The organism is Herbaspirillum sp. AP02, assembly GCF_015767275.1.
In the GTDB taxonomy this organism is placed as follows: Bacteria; Pseudomonadota; Gammaproteobacteria; order Burkholderiales; family Burkholderiaceae_D; genus Herbaspirillum.
This window is the reverse complement of the sequence record NZ_JADWMY010000009.1, coordinates 261,272-277,638: the sequence shown is the minus strand read 5'-3', so window position 1 is coordinate 277,638 and position 16,367 is coordinate 261,272. Positions and strand designations below refer to the sequence as shown.

The window sequence follows — 16,367 nt, the reverse complement described above, 5'->3', positions numbered from 1 at the left end:
AAGTAGGGCCACGTTTATCACTCCGTTCTCCCGCTCGCTGTCTTGAGCAGGATTGTGGTCTAAACATGGGTCAACTTAGGATGCAAATTTCTGGCTTAAGTGGGTCAGTTTTCGATGCAATTCAACACACTTATGTTTTTGTACTGTTTCACACTTAGAAAGTACTCTTTGATCATTACAAAGCACCGTAGAAAATACCCGCACTAAGCGGGCATTTTGGGAAAAATAGTGGCGGATGCTTCCGAAGTGAATCCCAAAGTACCAACGCGGCGGAAATTGTCTTGAGCGGTCCAAACTCGCTGCCGATCAGATTTTCAGAAAAATCACTGACTGCTGGATCCGAGAGTTCTTCATTTGCGCCATGGTTTGGCTTGGCTACCCATCCAGAGATAGTCTGGTCTCCACGTTTATAAATCATTGCCAGTCCTTTCTTTGGGCAGGCGAACGCGCTCCTCCAGAGGACTGGATAAGGCGACGAACGCCACGTTGATGACGAGGGAATTTGATGCAAAGACGGTGCTGCTACAGGCCGCTCTAGAATATGATCGGCGCGATCCATTCCAAACAATTACACAATGAGATGGCGGTGCCGAAAGAGCGGCGATTTCTTAGCCGATCTCAAGTCATCTCATAAAAGCTCATCGTTTTGACGGTATTTTCGACGGTAAAAATATGTCGAAAAAATTAAAAATCATTAAAACCAATTACTTACAAAGATCAACACATACTTGCTCGGTATGTGGCGCGGATGCTCTCCAGCGGCAAGGCCTGAGTTTCCGGCTTCTGTCCGAAGCCTTTATTTCCTGCTGCCCTCCCCGGGCAGCAGCGTCCCAATCAATATCTCCGCCATTTCCTTGAGCCGTTTCTCGTCCTGATAGACGCGCTCCAGCACCACCAGTCCCCGTGTCATGCAGACCACCATGCGGGCCGCTTCACGCGGGGTCATGCTCAACTGGCTGCGGGTGTCCGGCCGGTCGAAGCGCTCCAGCAGGACCGCTTCCATGTCATCCAGCAAACCCCGGATCACGGCGCGGATCTGTTCTTCCTTGCCTTCCTCGCTCAGGGCCGTCTTGGTGCTCAGGCAGCCCCGCGAAGGCTTGCCGGTGCGCATGGAGCGGAAGATGTAATGCAGGAACTGGCGCAGGGCCAGGCGTGGGTCTTCCTGCGCCAGCGCCTGGCGCAACTGCGCCAGGTAACTGTCGCGGTAACGTCCGAAGACGTGCAGGAACAAGGTTTCCTTGTCGCCATAGGCGTTATATAAGGAACCGCGCTGCACGCCGGTAGCCGCCGCCAGGTCCTGCATGGTGGTGGCGGCATAGCCCTTCTGCCAGAACACGGCCAGCGCTTCCTCGAATACCTCGTCCTCGTCAAACTGCCTTACGCCCGCCATCCCGATCTCCTGTTGTTGTCGATACGATGCACACATTAAACCCATTCTTGACGCTCATGTCAATTTTGACTAGAGTGTCAATATTGACGTTAATGTCAAACATAGCACCCGACCACGGTGCCCATCGATCAACTTGCAATCCACGTTGAATCTACTTGAACAGGCAGGCCATCATGCGTTCGCAAAACCCTGTGGGTGACCTTACCCACACCACTGAGACCACCCACGCCCCTCACGCGCCCTCCGCTACCCGCGCCGAGGTCTGGCGCTATATCTTCGCCGGGCTGTCCGCCAGCCTGGTCAGCATCGGGCTGGCCAGGTTCGGCTTTACGCCGCTCATTCCCGAGCTGATCCATCAGCACTGGTTTTCCACCTCCAGCGTGATCTACCTGGGTGCTGCCAATCTGGCCGGCTATCTGATCGGCGCGCTCATCGCCCGTCCCATCGGCGGGCGGATCGGCAACCAGCGCGCGCTGCGGATGATGATGCTGCTCATCACGCTGACCTTCCTGGCCTGTGCCTTTCCCTTGTCGCTGGCCTGGTATTTCGTCTGGCGCCTGCTCTCGGGGGTGGCCGGCGGGGTGGTGATGGTGCTGGTGGCCGGGACCATCCTGCCGCACGTGCCGCCGGCCAGCCGGGGTCGCGCCAGCGGTGCGATCTTCCTCGGGCTGGGGCTGGGCATCGCCGCGACCGGTACGCTCATTCCGCTGCTGCTGGGCATGGGGCTGCGCGTCACCTGGATCGGGCTGGCAGTGCTGTCGACCGTGCTGAGCGCGGCGAGCTGGTTTGCCTGGCCGCCGGTACAGTCTCACAAGAATGCCGCTGGCACGGCCCACCCTGCGCCACGACACGTGACCACGGCCAACTGGCGCATCAAGCTGCTGTTCGGGCAATACGCGTTGATGGCGGCCTCGGCGGTAGCACCGATGGTGTTCCTGGTGGATTACATCTCACGCGGGCTGGGCATGGGGACTGAATACGGCGCGCTGTTCTGGGTCCTGTACGGTGTCGGCGCCATCGTCGGTCCGCCGCTGTATGGCTGGGTGGCGGACAAGGCCGGTGCGCAGAACGGCATGGCCCTGTTCAGCGTGGTGCAGGTGGCGATGCTGGTGGGCGTGTACCAGAGCGACAATCACTTGCTGCTGGGCCTGTACACGCTGGTGATCGGGATGTTTGCGCCGGGTATGGTGCCGCTGGCAGTGGCCCGGGTGCATGAGCTGCTGCCGCACCATCCGGTGCAGCAGAATCTGGTGTGGAGCCGCGCCACGGTGTTTTCGGCGGCCCTGATGGCGCTGGCGGCCTATGGTTTCTCGGCGCTCTTCAACCTGGTGCATGGCCAGCATCGCCTGATGTTCCTGGGCGCGGCGGTCATGGTGGTCATCGCGCTGTTGGCCGAGTTGGGCCGGCTGGCCGATCCTGCCGGCACCCGCCAGGCGGCCTAGCCGGCACCAACATCGCGCCGCTCAGGAAGCAGCGGCGGCGCGTCGTTCCAGCAGCTCGGCAATGCTGCGCTTGACCTTGTCGCTGGCCGCCGGGCCTTCGGCGATGATGTGGGTCTTGGGGGTGATGGGCTTGCCGGTGTTGGCATCCACCATCATGGGAATGGCCTGTTTGCCGGTCTCGATATCAGTCAGGATCACGGCCGCACCTTCCGGGGCGAAATGGGTATTACCCCATTGCAGCAGGGCCAGCAGCACCGGGCGGAAATCGCGTCCACGCGGGGTCAGGTGGTATTCGTAGCGCGGTGGGCGTTCGGAATACTGCACCTTCTCCAGCAGACCCTGCTCCACCAGCCCGGCCAGGCGGCGGGTCAGGATGTTGGGGGCGATCTCCAGGTGCTTCTGGAATTCATCGAAGCGCGACAGACCATAGAAGGCATCGCGCAGGATCAGGATGCTCCACCACTCACCCACGCGGTCCAGCGAACGGGCGATCGGGCATTGCATGTCATCAAAGCGCTTGCGCTGCATGTGGGGTTCTCCAGCTGTACTCAGGTTTTCAAGTTCTCAGGGTGGCCGCAGCAGGGCATTACTGCGTGCGACCCGCATTGTGCCGCATTGTGACACGCCGGGCCGCCCTGCCCTCAATGCGCATCTGCCGACGGCGCCTTGGGCGGTATCACCTTGCGCATCAGCGGCACCATCAGGGTGGCGATGATGAAGCACACCATCACGGCCAGGAAGGCGTCCGAGAAGGTCATCGTCTGCGCCTCGCGATAGGTCAGTTGCCACAGCTGGCGCAAGGCGGCGGCCTGCCCTGCCAGCGCGTCGCCCAGTTGCGTGCTCAGGGCATCACTCACTGCCCCCTGCCACTGCAGCATGGATTCGCTGGCGCCGTTGAGGTGCTCGGCCAGGCGCATGAAGTGCAGGTTGGTGCGGTCGTTGAGGATGGTGGCGCATAGCGCAATGCCGATGGCGCCGCCCAGGTTTCGCATCAGGTTGAACAAGCCCGAGGCGAACTTCAGTCGTGCCGGTGCCAGGCCGCCGAGAGTCAGCGTCACCGTCGGCGGCACCGCCAGTTGCTGGGCCACGCCGCGCAGTGCCTGCGGCAACAGCAGTTGCGCCCAGCCCCAGTCATGCGTGATCGGCACGAACTGCCACATCGACAGCGCAAACAGACCCAGCCCGAGCATCATGATCCAGCGCAGGTCCATGCGTTTGGTCAGCCAGGCATACAGCGGGATGGACATGATCTGGAACACCCCGGTGGAAAATACCGCCAGCCCGATCTGCAAGGCGCTGAAACCGCGCACCCGGCCCAGGAACAGCGGGGTCAGGTAGATCGTGGCGAAGATGCCGATGCCGGTGACGAAGGAAAAGAAACAGCCCAGCGCGAAATTGCGATCCTTCAGCGCCCGCAGGTCCACCACCGGTTCGGCGGCCGTCAGGCTGCGCCAGACGAAGAGCACGCCGGCAATGCCCGCCACCCAGGCGGTGGTGGCGATGACCGGGTCGCCCATCCAGTCCCAGCGCGGGCCTTCTTCCAGAGTGTATTCGAGACAGCCGAGGAACAGCGACATCAGGATGATCCCCGGATAGTCGGCCCGCCGCAGCAGTGACCAGTCCGGCAGGTCGATGCGCACCAGGCGCGGCACGGTCAGGGTGATGAAGATACCCGGCAAGAGGTTGATGAAGAACAGCCAGTGCCAGCTGTAGTGATCGGTGATCCAGCCACCCACCGTGGGGCCCAGCGTGGGCGCCAGCGAGGCAATGGCGCCGATGGTGGAGGCGGCGATGACGCGCTGCTTGTTGTCGAAGAAGGCGAAGGCGGTGGTGAAGACGGTGGGGATCATCGACCCGCCCAGGAAACCCTGCATGGCGCGGAACACGATCATGCTCTGGATGTTCCAGGCCAGCCCGCACAGCAGGCTGGTCAGGGTGAAGCCGGCGGCCGAGAAGGCGAACAGCCAGCGCGTGGACATGGTGCGCGTGAGCCAGCCCGAGAGCGGAATGACGATGATCTCGGCGATCAGGTAGCTGGTCTGTACCCAGGTGGTTTCATCATTGCCGGCCGACAGGCCGCCGCCGATGTCGCGCAGCGAGGCCGAGACGATCTGGATATCCAGCAAGGCCACGAACATGCCGACGCACATCACGCCAAAGGCGAAGACCTTGGCGGAAGTCGTCATCTGCGACGGCTGGATCAGTTGCCCCGCCGCAGCCGCGCTGGCACTCATGATCCCTGGCTCCGGTGGTCGACCCGGGCCACCACCGACAGACCGGGGCGCAGCGCATCCAGCGTCGCATCGGCCTGGTCGAGGACGATGCGCACCGGTACCCGCTGCACGATCTTGGTGAAGTTGCCGGTGGCGTTCTCCGCCGGCAGCACGCTGAACTGGGCGCCGGTAGCCGGCGCCACACTGGCCACCCGGCCATGGAAGACCCGCCCCGGCACCGCATCGGCCTCGATGGTCGCGGGGTCACCGGGCTGGATGCCGGCCAGTTGGCTTTCCTTGAAATTGGCGTCGACCCACAGGCCGTGGGCCGGCACGATCACCATCAGCTGGCTGGCCGTGGCGGCGTAGGCGCCGGCGCGGGCGCGGCGGTTGCCGACCACGCCGTCGATGGGAGCACGCAATTCGGTATAGCCCAGGTTGAGACTGGCTGCTTCGCGCTCGGCCATGGCCTGGGCCAGACCGGCTGCCGCCTGCTGCTGCTGGGTATCGATCACGGCCAGTTGGCGCGTGGCCACGGCCAGCCCGGCCTGGGCCTTCTGGCCATTGGCGGCGGCTTGGCGGTAATCGGCCGCGGCCTTCTGGGCCGCCTGCACCGACACCGCCGCCTTGTCCACCAGCCGCTCGAAGCGGCGGTCATCGTCCTGGCTGCGCACGATCTCGGCCTGGCTGGCGTCCACTGTGGCCTTGGCCTGGGCGATCAGCGCCGCCTGTACCGCACGGGTGGCCTCCAGGTTGGCGAGTTCAGCCTTGCGGGCTGCCACGGCGCCATCGGCGCGGGCCAGCGCGGCGCGGTAGTCGCGGTCATCCAGCCTGGCCAGCAGGTCGCCGGCATGCACCACCTGGTTGTCGCCCACCGCCACGGTAGCGATGTAGCCCGGCACCTTGGCACTGATGACGGTGATGTCGCCACCGACGTAGGCATCGTCCGTGTCCTGCTGGTAACGCCCGTGCTGCCACCAGTGCCAGCCATAGAAGGCCAGCGCCAGCGCGGCCACGCCAGCCACCGCCAGTCCCAGGTGGGCCTTGCCCGTCATCCGTTTGCGTACAGCCGGTGGATTGCCGTCGGGTGAGAGGGGATGGGCCATGGAACAACTCCTTGCAAGGATCGGTGAATGGAAAAAGGAAAAGAGGAAACGAAACTTGTGCAACCGATGAAAGACAGGCCCGGCATCGCCACATCGGAAATAAATCGGTTGCTTTCACAATGAAAGTGACTTTACACTAGCAACTATCAATTTGCAAGTAACCAATCGAACCCCACGAAAGGCCAGCGCATGCAACACCGCCCCCGCTCCCTCCCCCTGAGCCTGCTCGCTCTCCTGGTCGCCACTACCTTGAGCGCCTGCGCCGTCGGCCCCGATTACGCCAGCGGCGATGCCCCGGGTGCGGTGCTGCCGGCCCGCTATGCCCATGCCGGCGCGGCGGCGCAGGCCGATCCGCAGGCCTCCACCAATCAGCAGGCCTCCAGCGAGGCGCTGCGCCAGTGGTGGTCCGGTTTCCACGACCCGGTGCTGGATCGCATCATCGACCGCGTGCTGGCCCAGAATCTGGATCTGCAGGCGGCGCTGTCCCGCGTCGAGCAGGCCCGTGCGGTGGCACAACTGGCCGATGCCGCCCTGCTGCCCAGCGCCAGCGCCAACCTGCAGGTGCAGCAGCAGCGGCAGTCGCTGCGCAGTCCACTGGGCCAGATTGCCAGCAACTTCCCGGGTTACGAGCGCAACCACACACAATACGACCTGGGCCTCGGCGCCAGCTGGGAAATCGATCTCTTCGGTGGCCTGCATCGCCAGCGCGAAGCCGATCTCGCCAGCGCCGAGGCGGCCGCCGCCGATGGCCTGGGCGTGCGGATATCGCTGGCCGCCGAAGCGGCCGATGCCTATTTCCGGCTGCGTGGGGCGCAAGCGCGGCGCCAGGTGCTGGAACAGCAGATCGCCGCCGAGCGCCAGTTGAGTGAACTGGTGGCGCTGCGGCTGCAGGATGGGTTTTCCAATCGTCGCGAACTGGCCCAGGCGCAGGCCCGCCTGGCCGGCGCGCGCGCCGCGGTCACGCCGGTGCGCGCCGAAATCGAAATCCAGCGCAATCGGCTCGATGTCCTGATGGGAGCGGCACCCGGCAGCCTGGCGACCCAGTGGACCAGCGATGCGCCGACCATGGCCGCCGCACCCTCCCTGGACGCCCTGCCGGCACCGGCGCAACTGCTGCGCCGCCGTCCCGACGTGATGGCTGCCGAGCGCCGACTGGCGGCATCGAACGCCCGCATCGGCGTGGCCATGTCGGAGTACTACCCCAAGCTATCCTTATCGGGCTTGCTGGGTTTCGAGAGCCTGTCGCGCTTCGAACTCTCCGAGCGCACCCTGCAACCCACGGCGGTAGCGGGCCTGCGCTGGCGCCTGTTCGATTTCGGTCGGGTGGATGCGGAAGTGGCGGCGGCCAAAGGCGCCCATGCGGAAGACCTGTCGCGCTTCCGCCAGGCCATGCTGAAGGCCACCGAGGATGTGGAAAATGCGCTGGTCAACGAAAGCGAACTGGAGCAGCGGCGCCTGGCCCTGCAACAGCAGAAGGCGGCCAGCGAGGAAGCCTTGAGAGCGGTCACCGAGGCCTTCGACCATGGTGCCGAGAGTCGCGTGGAAGTGTTGGAGCAGACGCGCCAGCTGCTGGCCGCACAGGACCAACTGATCGTGGCCGAGGCAGACTCGGCACGCGCCAGCGTGGGCCTGTATCGGGCCCTGGGCGGTGGTTGGTAGCGTGACGAGCGTTGGGTCGCAGTCAGTGACGGGGAGCCGTCGGCCTCAGCCGAGCATCTCCCTGATCACCGCCTGGCACACCGGACTGGCCGCATCGGCCAGCGGGAACAGCACCGTGTAGTGATGGGTCTGCGGTACCACGTGATGGGCCACCACCTGCGGCCAGCAATTGGCCATCACCGCCGCCTGCAGATGGAATTGCACCGTCTCCTGCTCACCGATGATGGTGTGCACGCGGGTACTGACCGGGCCACCCTGCAGCACCGGGCTCAATGCGTCGGCACGGGCGACATCCAGCATCAGGGCGCGGTTCAGCGAAGTGGGGATCAGCGGTACCAGATCGAACACGCCACTGATCGCAAACACCGCCTGCACCGCTTGTGCGCCAGACTGTTCCGCCAGTTGCGCCGCCACGAAGGCCGCCAGATGCCCGCCGGCCGAATGACCCATCAGCGAGATGCGCGCCGGATCAATCTGCAGCTTGTGCCCCATGCCCCTGATCGACGCCAGGCAGGCATGCACCTCGTCCACCATGTCCTCGATGCGCGCCTGCGGGGCCAGCGAATAGTTGATCACCGCCACGCTGATGCCGGCCTGCACATAGGGCGCGGCGATGAAGCCGATGTCCTGCTTGTCGCCACCCTGCCAGTAGCCACCGTGGATGAACACCAGCAAGGGACGCTCGCCACCATCGGCGCGGTAGAAATCGAAACGCTGCAGCGGCCCGCTGCCATAGGCGATATCGGCCTCGCTCAGCAACGTGCCGGCAATGGCGGCGGTGGCTTGCTGCCATTGCTGCAGGACCTGCGGAAAGTCCGGGAAGGCCGCCTTGAGGTTGTAACCTGCTTCGCAGTCGGCTTCAGGGCAGAGGACGCGGCGGGTGGTGGTCAACGATTGGGGCGCGGGCATTATCTTTTCCTTAAGGCAGTTCAGAAGACCATTCAATGCGCTTAAACGCTCAGATACTGGTCCCACAGTTCGGTCTGCACCGACAGTTGCGCAGAATCGCCCTGCCAGACCACCTTGCCCTTTTCCAGGATGGTGTGCTGGTCGGCAAAGCCGATCAGGCGCTTGATGTACTTGTCGATGACGATGATGGTCAGGCCGTATTCGCGCAGGGCTTTCAGGCAGGACCAGATTTCCTCGCGCACCAGCGGCGCCAGGCCTTCGGTGGCTTCATCCAGGATCAGCAGATGCGGATTGGTCATCAGCGCGCGGCCGATGGCCAGCATCTGCTGTTCGCCGCCCGAGAGCTGGCCGCCACCGTTGCCGCGACGCTCCTTCAGCCGCGGGAACTGCTGGTAGATCTTCTCCAGCGTCCACGGGTTGTCGCGTCCGTTGCGACGGGCGGCGAAGGCGGACAGGTTTTCTTCCACGCTCAGGTTCTTGAAGATCTGCCGCCCCTCGGGAACGATGGCGATCCCGCGTCGCGCAATGGCGTCGGCGCTGGCGGCATGGATGGCTTCGCCACGGAAACGCACCTGGCCGCCGGTGGGCCGGTTCAGGCCCAGGATGGTGCGCAGCGTGGTGGTCTTGCCCATGCCATTGCGGCCCAGCAGGGTGACCACTTCGCCTTCGTTGACGCGCAGGTCGATCCCGAACAGCACCTGGCTGGCCCCGTAACCGCCGGTGAGGCCTTCCACCTCCAGCAATGCACTCATTGTGTTTCCTCCTCGCCGAGATAAGCCAGCTTGACCTCGGCATTGGCGCGAATCTCGTCCACGCTGCCGGTGGCCAGCACCGCGCCCTGTACCAGCACGGTGATGCGGTCGGCCAGGGCGAAGACGGCGTCCATGTCATGCTCGACCAGCACCACGGTGAGTTCCTGCTTGAGCGACTGGATCAGGGCGATCATGTCACCCGATTCCTCATGGCCCATGCCGGCCATGGGTTCATCCATCAACAGCACGCGCGGCCGGCAGGCAATGGCCAGGCCGACGTCCAGACGCCGTCGCGCCGCGTGCGACAACTGCGACGACAACTGGTGCGCCACCTTCTCCAGCCCAACCCGGCGCGCCACCTCCAGCGCGGCTTCCCGTGCCAGGCGGTCGCTGGCGCTGGCGTGGAAGAAGCCATAGCTGCGATGCTGGCCGCGCTGTACGGCCACCTGCAGATTTTCCAGCACGCTCAGTTCATCGAAGACGCTGGTGATCTGGAAGGAGCGCACCAGCCCGGCCGCCACCCTGGCTTGCTCGGCATGGCCGTGCATGGCCTGGCCGAACAGGTAGATCTCGCCGGCATCGGCCGCCAGCGCGCCCGAGAGCAGCGACAGCAGCGTGGTCTTGCCGGCACCGTTGGGGCCGATGATGGCGTGCACCTGGCCGGCCGCGATCTCCAGATGGACATCCCGCGTGGCCGCCAGTCCGCCATAGTTCTTCTTCAGGCCCCGGACCGACAGCGCCTGCGCGCCCGATGCGGCGGCGTGCTCATGCGCCATGTTGCTCTCCCTGCTTCAAGGTCTTGCCGAGGGTGGCCAGCGAACTCACGCCGCGTGGCGCCACCATCACCACCAGCAACAGGATCAGGCCGACATAGATCTGCCAGTATTCGAAATGGGTCGACAGCACTTCTTCCAGCAGCAGGAAGGCCGCCGCCCCCAGCAGGCCGCCGTAGAAATATCCCACCCCGCCCAGGGCCACCATCACCAGCAGGATGCCGGACTGCGACCAGTGCAGGAGCTTGGGGCTGGCGAACAGATTGCTCATCCCGATCAGGCTGCCGGCGATGCCAGCGATGACGGCCGCAATCACGAAGGCGGCCAGCTTGTAGCGCATGGCCGGGTAGCCGATGGCCTGGGCGCGCCGCTCGTTCTGGCGGATTGCATTGAGGGCCAGGCCGAAACGCGAAGCCAGCAGGCGCCCCAGCAGCAGGTAGGATAGCGCCAGCCAGGCCAGCACCACCCAGTAGAAACCATTGTCGCCACTGATATCCAGACCCAGGCCCAGCACCGGACGGGCATTGACCTGCAGGCCGTCATCGCCGCCGTAGAAGCGCAGACCGACGAAGAAGTAGTAGAACAGCTGCGCCAGCGCCATGGTGATCATGATGAAATAGACCGCCCGCGTACGCAGCGCGATGGCACCGATGCCCAGGCCGACCAGCGCCGTCACCAAAGCCGCCAGCAACCAGATCAGCCAGGCGCTGGTGACGCCATGGAAACTGGCGATGGCGGTCACGTAGGCGCCCAGGCCGAAGAACACCGCATGGCCGAAGCTGACCATGCCGCCATAGCCGAGGATGAAGTTCAGGCTGGCCGCCACCATCGAAAAGATCAGGATGCGCGTGACCACGCCGATGTAGTACTCCATCCCGGTGGCCTGCGCCAGTATCGGCAGCAGCACTGCCAGGACCAGCAGCAGGAGAACGAACAGACGTTGCATGAGACTCCTCAGGTACGTGCCGGGAACAGACCGCTGGGGCGCCAGAACAGCACCGCGATCATCACCAGGTAGATCATCATCGAGCCCAGCGCCGGACCCACCGAAGCGGCGGCGTCGGCGCTCAGGAACAGCGCGAACAGGGACGGCAGCAGGCCGCGCCCCAGGGTATCGACCACACCCACGATGAGCGCGCCGACGGCCGCGCCCGGCACCGAGCCGATGCCGCCGATGACCACCACCACGAAGGCCAGGATCAGCACATCGTCCCCCATGCCGGCCTGCACCGCCACCAGCGGTCCCAGCATGATGCCGGCCAGTGCCGCCAGCAACAGGCCGAAGCTGAACACCAGCCGGAACAGCAGGCGGATGTTGATGCCCATGGCCGTGACCATCTCCAGGTTGTTGGCCCCGGCGCGCACCCACATGCCGATGCGGGTACGGTTGATCAGGAAGTACAGGCCGATGGCCACCGCCACGCCCACCGCCATCACCAGCAGGCGATAGCTGGAGTAAGGCAGGCCCAGCAGATTGACCGGTCCGGCGAAGGCGGCCGGCATGTTCAGCGGCAGCGGTTGCGGCCCCCAGATCATGCGCACGCCATCGTTGAAGATCAGGATGAAGGCGAAGGTGGCCAGCACGTGCACCATGTGGTCCTTCTTGTAGAGCCGGCGAAACACCAGCCACTCCAGCAGGAAGCCCAGCGCAGCGGTGACCGGCAGGGCCACCAGCAGGCCCAGCCAGAACGATCCGCTGGCGCCGGCCACCACCGCCGCCACATAGGCGCCGATCATGAAGAAGCTGCCGTGCGCCAGGTTCACGAAGTTCATCACACCGAAGATCAGCGTCAATCCCGAAGCGATCAGGAACAGCATGACGCCGAACTGCAGGCTGTTGAGCACCTGCTCGAAGATCAGATTACCCAAGATGATCCGTCCTTATTGCATCTTGCATTCGCCGACGTAGGCGTCGACGTGATCGGTCAACAGCGTCTGCGTCATGTTGTTGACGTACTTGCCGTCGGCACCCTTGGTCACCACCCGCGCATACTGGTTCTGGATCGGGAAGTGGTTGGCCGCGAACTTGAAGCCACCGCGCACCGACTTGAAATTGGCAGCCTTCATGGCGGCGATCAGGGCCTCACGGTTGTCCACCTTGCCGCCGACGGCCTTGACGGCGCTGTCGATGAGCATGGCCGCGTCATAGGCCTGGGAGGCATACATCGAGGGCTGGCGACCGTATTCCTTGACGTAGGCGGCGACGAAGGCGCGGTTCTGCTCATTGGGCAGGTCGGCCGACCACTGGCCGGTATTGGCCACGCCGGCGATCAGGTCGCCATTGGACAGCATCTGCTGGTCAGCGTCATAGGCCGGCATCACGCGCACGATCTTGGGGTCCATGCCGGCGGCGGCATATTGCTTGACGAAGTTCACGCCCATGCCGCCCGGCAGGAAGAAGTACACCGCGTCGATATTGGCGGCGCGCAGCTGGGCGATCTCGGTGGCGAAATCAAGCTGGCCCAGCTTGGGGAACAGCTCCACCGCCGGTTCCTTCTTCAGGAAGCGCTTGAAGCCGGCCGAGGCATCCTTGCCGGCCGGGTAGTTGGGGGCGATGATGGCCACGCGCTGATAGCCCTTGTCGGCCATCAGCTTGCCGGCGGCTTCGTGGGTCGCATCGTTCTGGTAGCTGGCGCTGAAGAAATAGGGATTACAGCCGGCACCGGCCAACTGGGCCGGACCGGCATTGGCGCTGACCACCACGGTCTTGCTGGCGAAGGCGGCCGGCGCCACCGCCAGCAGGATGTTGGAATAGACGAAGCCGCTCAGGATGTCGACCTTCTCGCGCTTGATCAGGCGGTCCGCGCCCTGCTTGGCGGCATCCGGGCTGAACTGGTCATCCACCACGATGACTTCGGCGCGCACGCCGCCGAGCTTGTTGCCCAGGGTCTTCAGGGCCAGCATGAAGCCTTCGCGCTCGTCCACGCCGGGTGCGCTGGCCGGACCACTCAGGGTGGTCAGGAAGCCGATCTTCACCACGTCGGCCGCCTGGGCCGACAGGCTCGCGCCTGCTGCCATTGCCATCATTACTGCACCTGCCACTTTAGTCAGTCGGTTCATGCCTGGATTCCCCTCTAGGTTCTTGATGGTTTGAAATCGTCGTGATGCTGCAATGCTCTGGAGACGGCAGGCCCGGCGCCGGTGAAAGCCAGGTTCAACACATGCGCTGGCCTGCCATCCCTAGGTCCGCAGGTCGGCCTTCGAAAGGAAGGAGTCCGCGAAAAAGGCTGTCTCGGGCAGGCCGCAGGCGGCCGTGAAATCGCGCCGCGCTGACTCTACCACGACCGGTGCGCCGCAGGCATAGACCTGGTATTGCTGCATCGCAGGAACATCCTGCATCACGGCCTGGTGGACGAAGCCGGTGCGTCCCTGCCAGACGGAACCACCATCGACTTCCACCTCCGACAGTACCGGCACATACTCGAACCACGGCAGCGTCGCCGCCCAGTCGCGGCACAGCGCATCCAGGTAGAGATCGGCGGTGCGACGGCCACCCCAGTACAGGCGCATGGGCCGGGTATTGCCGACGGCGATCGCCTCTTCCACCAGTGCCTTGACCGGAGCAAATCCTGTGCCACTGGCCAGCAGGATCACCGGCTGCGCGCCGTCACGCAGATAGAAGCTGCCGGTCGGCCCTTCCAGCGTGAGCGCCTGGCCCGGCTGCATGCCGCCGAAGACGCGGTCGGTGAACACGCCACCGGGCAGGTGACGCACATGCAGCTCCAGCAGATCGCTGCCGGCACCGGCATGGGTGGCCATGGAATAGCTGCGGCGCTGGCCGTCTTCCAGCAGCAGGTCGATGTATTGTCCGGCACGCCAGGACAGGGGCGCGCCGCAACGCAGACGCAGGATCGCTACGTCCGGTGCTGCGCGCTCCATGCTTTCCAAGCTGGCCTGTACCAGCTGCGGTGCGGCGTCCTGAGCGGCTGCCGCGTCGTCTCCGGTCTGCGCGGCATCGCCGACGCCGACCTCGACCCGCCCCGCCACCACCCGTACCGGGAAGCTGCGTACGGCCTCGGTCACCGGCGCACAACGCGGTGCACCGCTACGGATATCGAACAGGCCCTGGTGCAGCGGACATTCGACGCAGCCATCCTCGACATAGCCATCGGAGAGCTTGGCATTGCCGTGGGTACACAGGTCCTTGAGCGCAAAAATCTCTTCGCCCAGGCGGAACATCGCCACTGCCTGGCTACCCGCCCTGGCCGCAGCGACCTCACCTTCGGCGAAATCATCGGCATGGCCGACATCGAACCACTCGCTCATACCGACCTCAGATGGGAGTGGCCAACAACGTCGCCACGCGCAGCGTGTCGTAGATCACACGGCGACGGGCATAGCGCCAGCCGGCGTCGGTCTTGACCACGCGGTCTTCGTAACGACCGGCCTGGTAGACGAAGGACTCGCCGTTCTGCAGAGTCTGTACCACCACATAGCTGGACTGCGCATCGACCGAGCCATCGGCGTTCTGGGTGAATACCAGACCGGACGTCATGTGCCGATAGGTGTGCGCCTCGTAGATGTTGGCATGGCGCAGCGAGAGCACGCGGTCATGCAGCATCTTCTTGCTGTCGCAGTAGATGATGCCGATGGGCAGGCCGGCATCGGCGTTTTCACGCGGGATGATCTCGTAGAGGCAGTCATCGGTGAAGAATTCGGGCCACTCTTCCAGGCGGTCGTTGTCGAGGGCGTGGACGTAACGCTCCTGCAATTGGTGCAGGGCGAACCACAATGTCATCTGTTCCATGTTTTCCATCTGCTGTGCCTCGCTCATGCCTTTTCGATGGACGGGAAGCCCATCAGTTTCTGGTAGCCCATCCAGAACTTGCGGATCAGGCTTTCGGTGATCAGGGTGTCTTCCTGGTCCGGGTTGTCGCGCGCCATGTCGATCACCGAGCAGTGATCCGGGTCACGCGCGGTGCCACGCTGCACCAGTTCGGTAGCCTCGGTGTCTTCCATCGAGATGTAGCCGGCCGGCCCCACCAGGTTGGCCTGCTTGATGCGCAGGGCGCGCAGTTCCGGGGTGTCGTCCTCGTAACCGAAGAAATGGAAGATCAGCTCGAAGTTGTTGGGCCCCTTGGGCAGCAACTGCCGCGCCACCAGGGTGTTGTGGATCTGTTGCACCACCAGCTGCGGGAAGATGGGCTGGATGTGGTTGGTGGTCAGTTCCTCGTATTCCTTGATCTGGCCCAGCACCGACGGGTCCTGCAGCGAGAACCCCTCGTCGAAGGAACGGATCTCCTGTTGCTTGTAGGCATCAGCGGTCTCGACCTCGTTCTTGGTGGCGGTGATGATGCTGTGCAGGCCATGATGCTTGTCGGCCAGCGAACGCGCCTTCATGCCCACGCGGAAGATGTTGAAGGTGGTGTGGAACAAATGCAGCAGGCTGGCGTGGTACGGGTCCTTGACGTTTTCCAGGTAGAGCTTCCAGTTCGACTTGGAGTACTGGCGGGTACAGCCCAGGTAGACGATGGGCTTGTGGAAGATGCGGTCGATCCAGGGGCGCATCTCGGCACCGATATAGTCCGGCAGCGATTCCACGGTCTGGCTGAAGGTGGCGAAGACCAGGCCCTTGTAGCTGTCCACGCGCAACTGGCGCAGGCCATGGCACTTGGGATCGAAGTCCTTGGCCATGCCGGCCGCGCCCTTCTGGCCGCGACGGAACGGCACGCCCAGCAGGTTGCCACGCGCATCGAAGCTCCACTGATGGTAAGCACAGCTGTGGGAACTGGCATTGCCACGCGGGGTGCGGCAGACCACGGCGCCACGGTGCGAACACTTGTTGACCCAGGCGGCCAGGCTGCCATCTTCGGTGCGGGTCACCACCACCGGGGTATCGCCGACGAACGTGCTCTTGAAGTCGCCATTGTTGGGAATCTCCGCTTCCAGGGCCAGGAAACTCCAGGTCTCGCCGCGATAGATGCGTTCCTGCTCCAGGTCGTAGACCTCCTTGGAGCTGAATACCTTGTAGGGGGTACGGGCGCCATCGGCGCGGGGAAACTGCACCAGCGGTGCATAGCCTTGCTGGTCCGGCTGGGTGGATGTGTTCATGCGGCGTGTCCTCATCGTTAGACACCAGGTCTGGCCCGGTATAGAGCGCATCTTAGGCAGTGCCTGCCGCCC

At 64.1% G+C, this 16,367-nt stretch carries 16 protein-coding genes; 2 read left to right on the top strand and 14 right to left on the bottom strand.

Annotation, left to right across the window (positions count from 1 at the left end; translation table 11 throughout):
- Nucleotides 1–175: 175 nt before the first annotated feature.
- Both I5R65_RS18645 and I5R65_RS18640 read right to left on the bottom strand, forming a co-directional pair.
- Nucleotides 176–418 (bottom strand): hypothetical protein, encoded by a 243-nt coding sequence (locus I5R65_RS18645; RefSeq protein WP_180666728.1) that lies wholly within the window; start codon nucleotides 416–418, stop codon nucleotides 176–178.
- 378 nt (nucleotides 419–796) lie between these two features.
- Complete coding sequence (locus tag I5R65_RS18640; RefSeq protein WP_077235543.1) at nucleotides 797–1,390, bottom strand: TetR/AcrR family transcriptional regulator; 594 nt, start codon at nucleotides 1,388–1,390, stop codon at nucleotides 797–799.
- A gap of 173 nt (nucleotides 1,391–1,563) precedes the next feature.
- Here I5R65_RS18640 and I5R65_RS18635 point away from each other — a divergent pair, with 173 nt between their 5' ends.
- Nucleotides 1,564–2,832: a YbfB/YjiJ family MFS transporter gene (locus tag I5R65_RS18635; protein WP_180666726.1), complete on the top strand. Its 1,269-nt coding sequence runs from the start codon at nucleotides 1,564–1,566 to the stop codon at nucleotides 2,830–2,832.
- A 21-nt stretch (nucleotides 2,833–2,853) separates the two neighbouring features.
- Here I5R65_RS18635 and I5R65_RS18630 read toward each other — a convergent pair whose 3' ends face one another.
- The 3 genes from I5R65_RS18630 to I5R65_RS18620 all read right to left on the bottom strand — a co-directional run bounded on the left by I5R65_RS18630 (nucleotide 2,854) and on the right by I5R65_RS18620 (nucleotide 6,151).
- Nucleotides 2,854–3,360 (bottom strand): helix-turn-helix domain-containing protein, encoded by a 507-nt coding sequence (locus I5R65_RS18630; protein ID WP_077235542.1) that lies wholly within the window; start codon nucleotides 3,358–3,360, stop codon nucleotides 2,854–2,856.
- 113 nt (nucleotides 3,361–3,473) lie between these two features.
- Nucleotides 3,474–5,066 (bottom strand): DHA2 family efflux MFS transporter permease subunit, encoded by a 1,593-nt coding sequence (locus I5R65_RS18625; RefSeq protein WP_180666724.1) that lies wholly within the window; start codon nucleotides 5,064–5,066, stop codon nucleotides 3,474–3,476.
- Nucleotides 5,063–6,151 carry an HlyD family secretion protein gene (locus I5R65_RS18620; RefSeq protein ID WP_180666722.1) on the bottom strand — a complete coding sequence of 363 codons (1,089 nt, stop codon included), beginning with the start codon at nucleotides 6,149–6,151 and terminating at the stop codon, nucleotides 5,063–5,065. Before I5R65_RS18620 ends, I5R65_RS18625 begins: the two co-directional genes overlap by 4 nt.
- Nucleotides 6,152–6,340: 189 nt before the next feature.
- On the opposite strand from I5R65_RS18620, the gene I5R65_RS18615 reads away from it, so the two are divergent.
- Nucleotides 6,341–7,810: an efflux transporter outer membrane subunit gene (locus I5R65_RS18615; protein ID WP_180666720.1), complete on the top strand. Its 1,470-nt coding sequence runs from the start codon at nucleotides 6,341–6,343 to the stop codon at nucleotides 7,808–7,810.
- Between the two features lie 45 nt (nucleotides 7,811–7,855).
- On the opposite strand, the gene I5R65_RS18610 is transcribed toward I5R65_RS18615, so the two are convergent.
- From I5R65_RS18610 to andAc, 9 genes are all read right to left on the bottom strand, one after another.
- The gene (locus tag I5R65_RS18610) at nucleotides 7,856–8,719 is read right to left on the bottom strand and encodes an alpha/beta hydrolase (RefSeq protein WP_180666718.1); all 864 of its coding nucleotides are present in this window, start codon (nucleotides 8,717–8,719) and stop codon (nucleotides 7,856–7,858) included.
- 41 nt (nucleotides 8,720–8,760) lie between these two features.
- Nucleotides 8,761–9,471 (bottom strand): ABC transporter ATP-binding protein, encoded by a 711-nt coding sequence (locus I5R65_RS18605; RefSeq protein WP_077235538.1) that lies wholly within the window; start codon nucleotides 9,469–9,471, stop codon nucleotides 8,761–8,763.
- On the bottom strand, nucleotides 9,468–10,247 hold the full coding sequence (locus tag I5R65_RS18600) for an ABC transporter ATP-binding protein (RefSeq protein WP_180666716.1): 780 nt from the start codon (nucleotides 10,245–10,247) through the stop codon (nucleotides 9,468–9,470). The genes I5R65_RS18605 and I5R65_RS18600 overlap by 4 nt, the downstream gene beginning before the upstream one ends.
- Nucleotides 10,237–11,190 carry a branched-chain amino acid ABC transporter permease gene (locus tag I5R65_RS18595; protein ID WP_180666713.1) on the bottom strand — a complete coding sequence of 318 codons (954 nt, stop codon included), beginning with the start codon at nucleotides 11,188–11,190 and terminating at the stop codon, nucleotides 10,237–10,239. Before I5R65_RS18595 ends, I5R65_RS18600 begins: the two co-directional genes overlap by 11 nt.
- An 8-nt stretch (nucleotides 11,191–11,198) precedes the next feature.
- The gene (locus tag I5R65_RS18590; protein ID WP_180666711.1) at nucleotides 11,199–12,113 is read right to left on the bottom strand and encodes a branched-chain amino acid ABC transporter permease; all 915 of its coding nucleotides are present in this window, start codon (nucleotides 12,111–12,113) and stop codon (nucleotides 11,199–11,201) included.
- A gap of 12 nt (nucleotides 12,114–12,125) precedes the next feature.
- Nucleotides 12,126–13,304 (bottom strand): ABC transporter substrate-binding protein, encoded by a 1,179-nt coding sequence (locus I5R65_RS18585; protein WP_180666709.1) that lies wholly within the window; start codon nucleotides 13,302–13,304, stop codon nucleotides 12,126–12,128.
- A 120-nt stretch (nucleotides 13,305–13,424) separates the two neighbouring features.
- A complete protein-coding gene (gene andAb, locus I5R65_RS18580) occupies nucleotides 13,425–14,510 on the bottom strand; it encodes an anthranilate 1,2-dioxygenase ferredoxin subunit AndAb (RefSeq protein ID WP_180666707.1) in 1,086 nt (361 codons plus the stop codon).
- Between the two features lie 7 nt (nucleotides 14,511–14,517).
- Complete coding sequence (gene andAd / locus I5R65_RS18575) at nucleotides 14,518–15,018, bottom strand: anthranilate 1,2-dioxygenase small subunit AndAd (protein WP_102662280.1); 501 nt, start codon at nucleotides 15,016–15,018, stop codon at nucleotides 14,518–14,520.
- On the bottom strand, nucleotides 15,015–16,295 hold the full coding sequence (andAc, locus tag I5R65_RS18570; RefSeq protein ID WP_180666705.1) for an anthranilate 1,2-dioxygenase large subunit AndAc: 1,281 nt from the start codon (nucleotides 16,293–16,295) through the stop codon (nucleotides 15,015–15,017). Before andAc ends, andAd begins: the two co-directional genes overlap by 4 nt.
- Between the last annotated feature and the right edge of the window lie 72 nt (nucleotides 16,296–16,367).

Bases quoted from the DNA above. Each gene is read 5' to 3' on its own strand.
- I5R65_RS18645 (WP_180666728.1), bottom strand. From the start codon at position 418: ATGATTTATAAACGTGGAGACCAGACTATCTCTGGATGGGTAGCCAAG.
- I5R65_RS18640 (WP_077235543.1), bottom strand. From the start codon at position 1,390: ATGGCGGGCGTAAGGCAGTTTGACGAGGACGAGGTATTCGAGGAAGCG.
- I5R65_RS18635 (WP_180666726.1), top strand. From the start codon at position 1,564: ATGCGTTCGCAAAACCCTGTGGGTGACCTTACCCACACCACTGAGACC.
- I5R65_RS18630 (WP_077235542.1), bottom strand. From the start codon at position 3,360: ATGCAGCGCAAGCGCTTTGATGACATGCAATGCCCGATCGCCCGTTCG.
- I5R65_RS18625 (WP_180666724.1), bottom strand. From the start codon at position 5,066: ATGAGTGCCAGCGCGGCTGCGGCGGGGCAACTGATCCAGCCGTCGCAG.
- I5R65_RS18620 (WP_180666722.1), bottom strand. From the start codon at position 6,151: ATGGCCCATCCCCTCTCACCCGACGGCAATCCACCGGCTGTACGCAAA.
- I5R65_RS18615 (WP_180666720.1), top strand. From the start codon at position 6,341: ATGCAACACCGCCCCCGCTCCCTCCCCCTGAGCCTGCTCGCTCTCCTG.
- I5R65_RS18610 (WP_180666718.1), bottom strand. From the start codon at position 8,719: ATGCCCGCGCCCCAATCGTTGACCACCACCCGCCGCGTCCTCTGCCCT.
- I5R65_RS18605 (WP_077235538.1), bottom strand. From the start codon at position 9,471: ATGAGTGCATTGCTGGAGGTGGAAGGCCTCACCGGCGGTTACGGGGCC.
- I5R65_RS18600 (WP_180666716.1), bottom strand. From the start codon at position 10,247: ATGGCGCATGAGCACGCCGCCGCATCGGGCGCGCAGGCGCTGTCGGTC.
- I5R65_RS18595 (WP_180666713.1), bottom strand. From the start codon at position 11,190: ATGCAACGTCTGTTCGTTCTCCTGCTGCTGGTCCTGGCAGTGCTGCTG.
- I5R65_RS18585 (WP_180666709.1), bottom strand. From the start codon at position 13,304: ATGAACCGACTGACTAAAGTGGCAGGTGCAGTAATGATGGCAATGGCA.
- andAb (WP_180666707.1), bottom strand. From the start codon at position 14,510: ATGAGCGAGTGGTTCGATGTCGGCCATGCCGATGATTTCGCCGAAGGT.
- andAd (WP_102662280.1), bottom strand. From the start codon at position 15,018: ATGAGCGAGGCACAGCAGATGGAAAACATGGAACAGATGACATTGTGG.
- andAc (WP_180666705.1), bottom strand. From the start codon at position 16,295: ATGAACACATCCACCCAGCCGGACCAGCAAGGCTATGCACCGCTGGTG.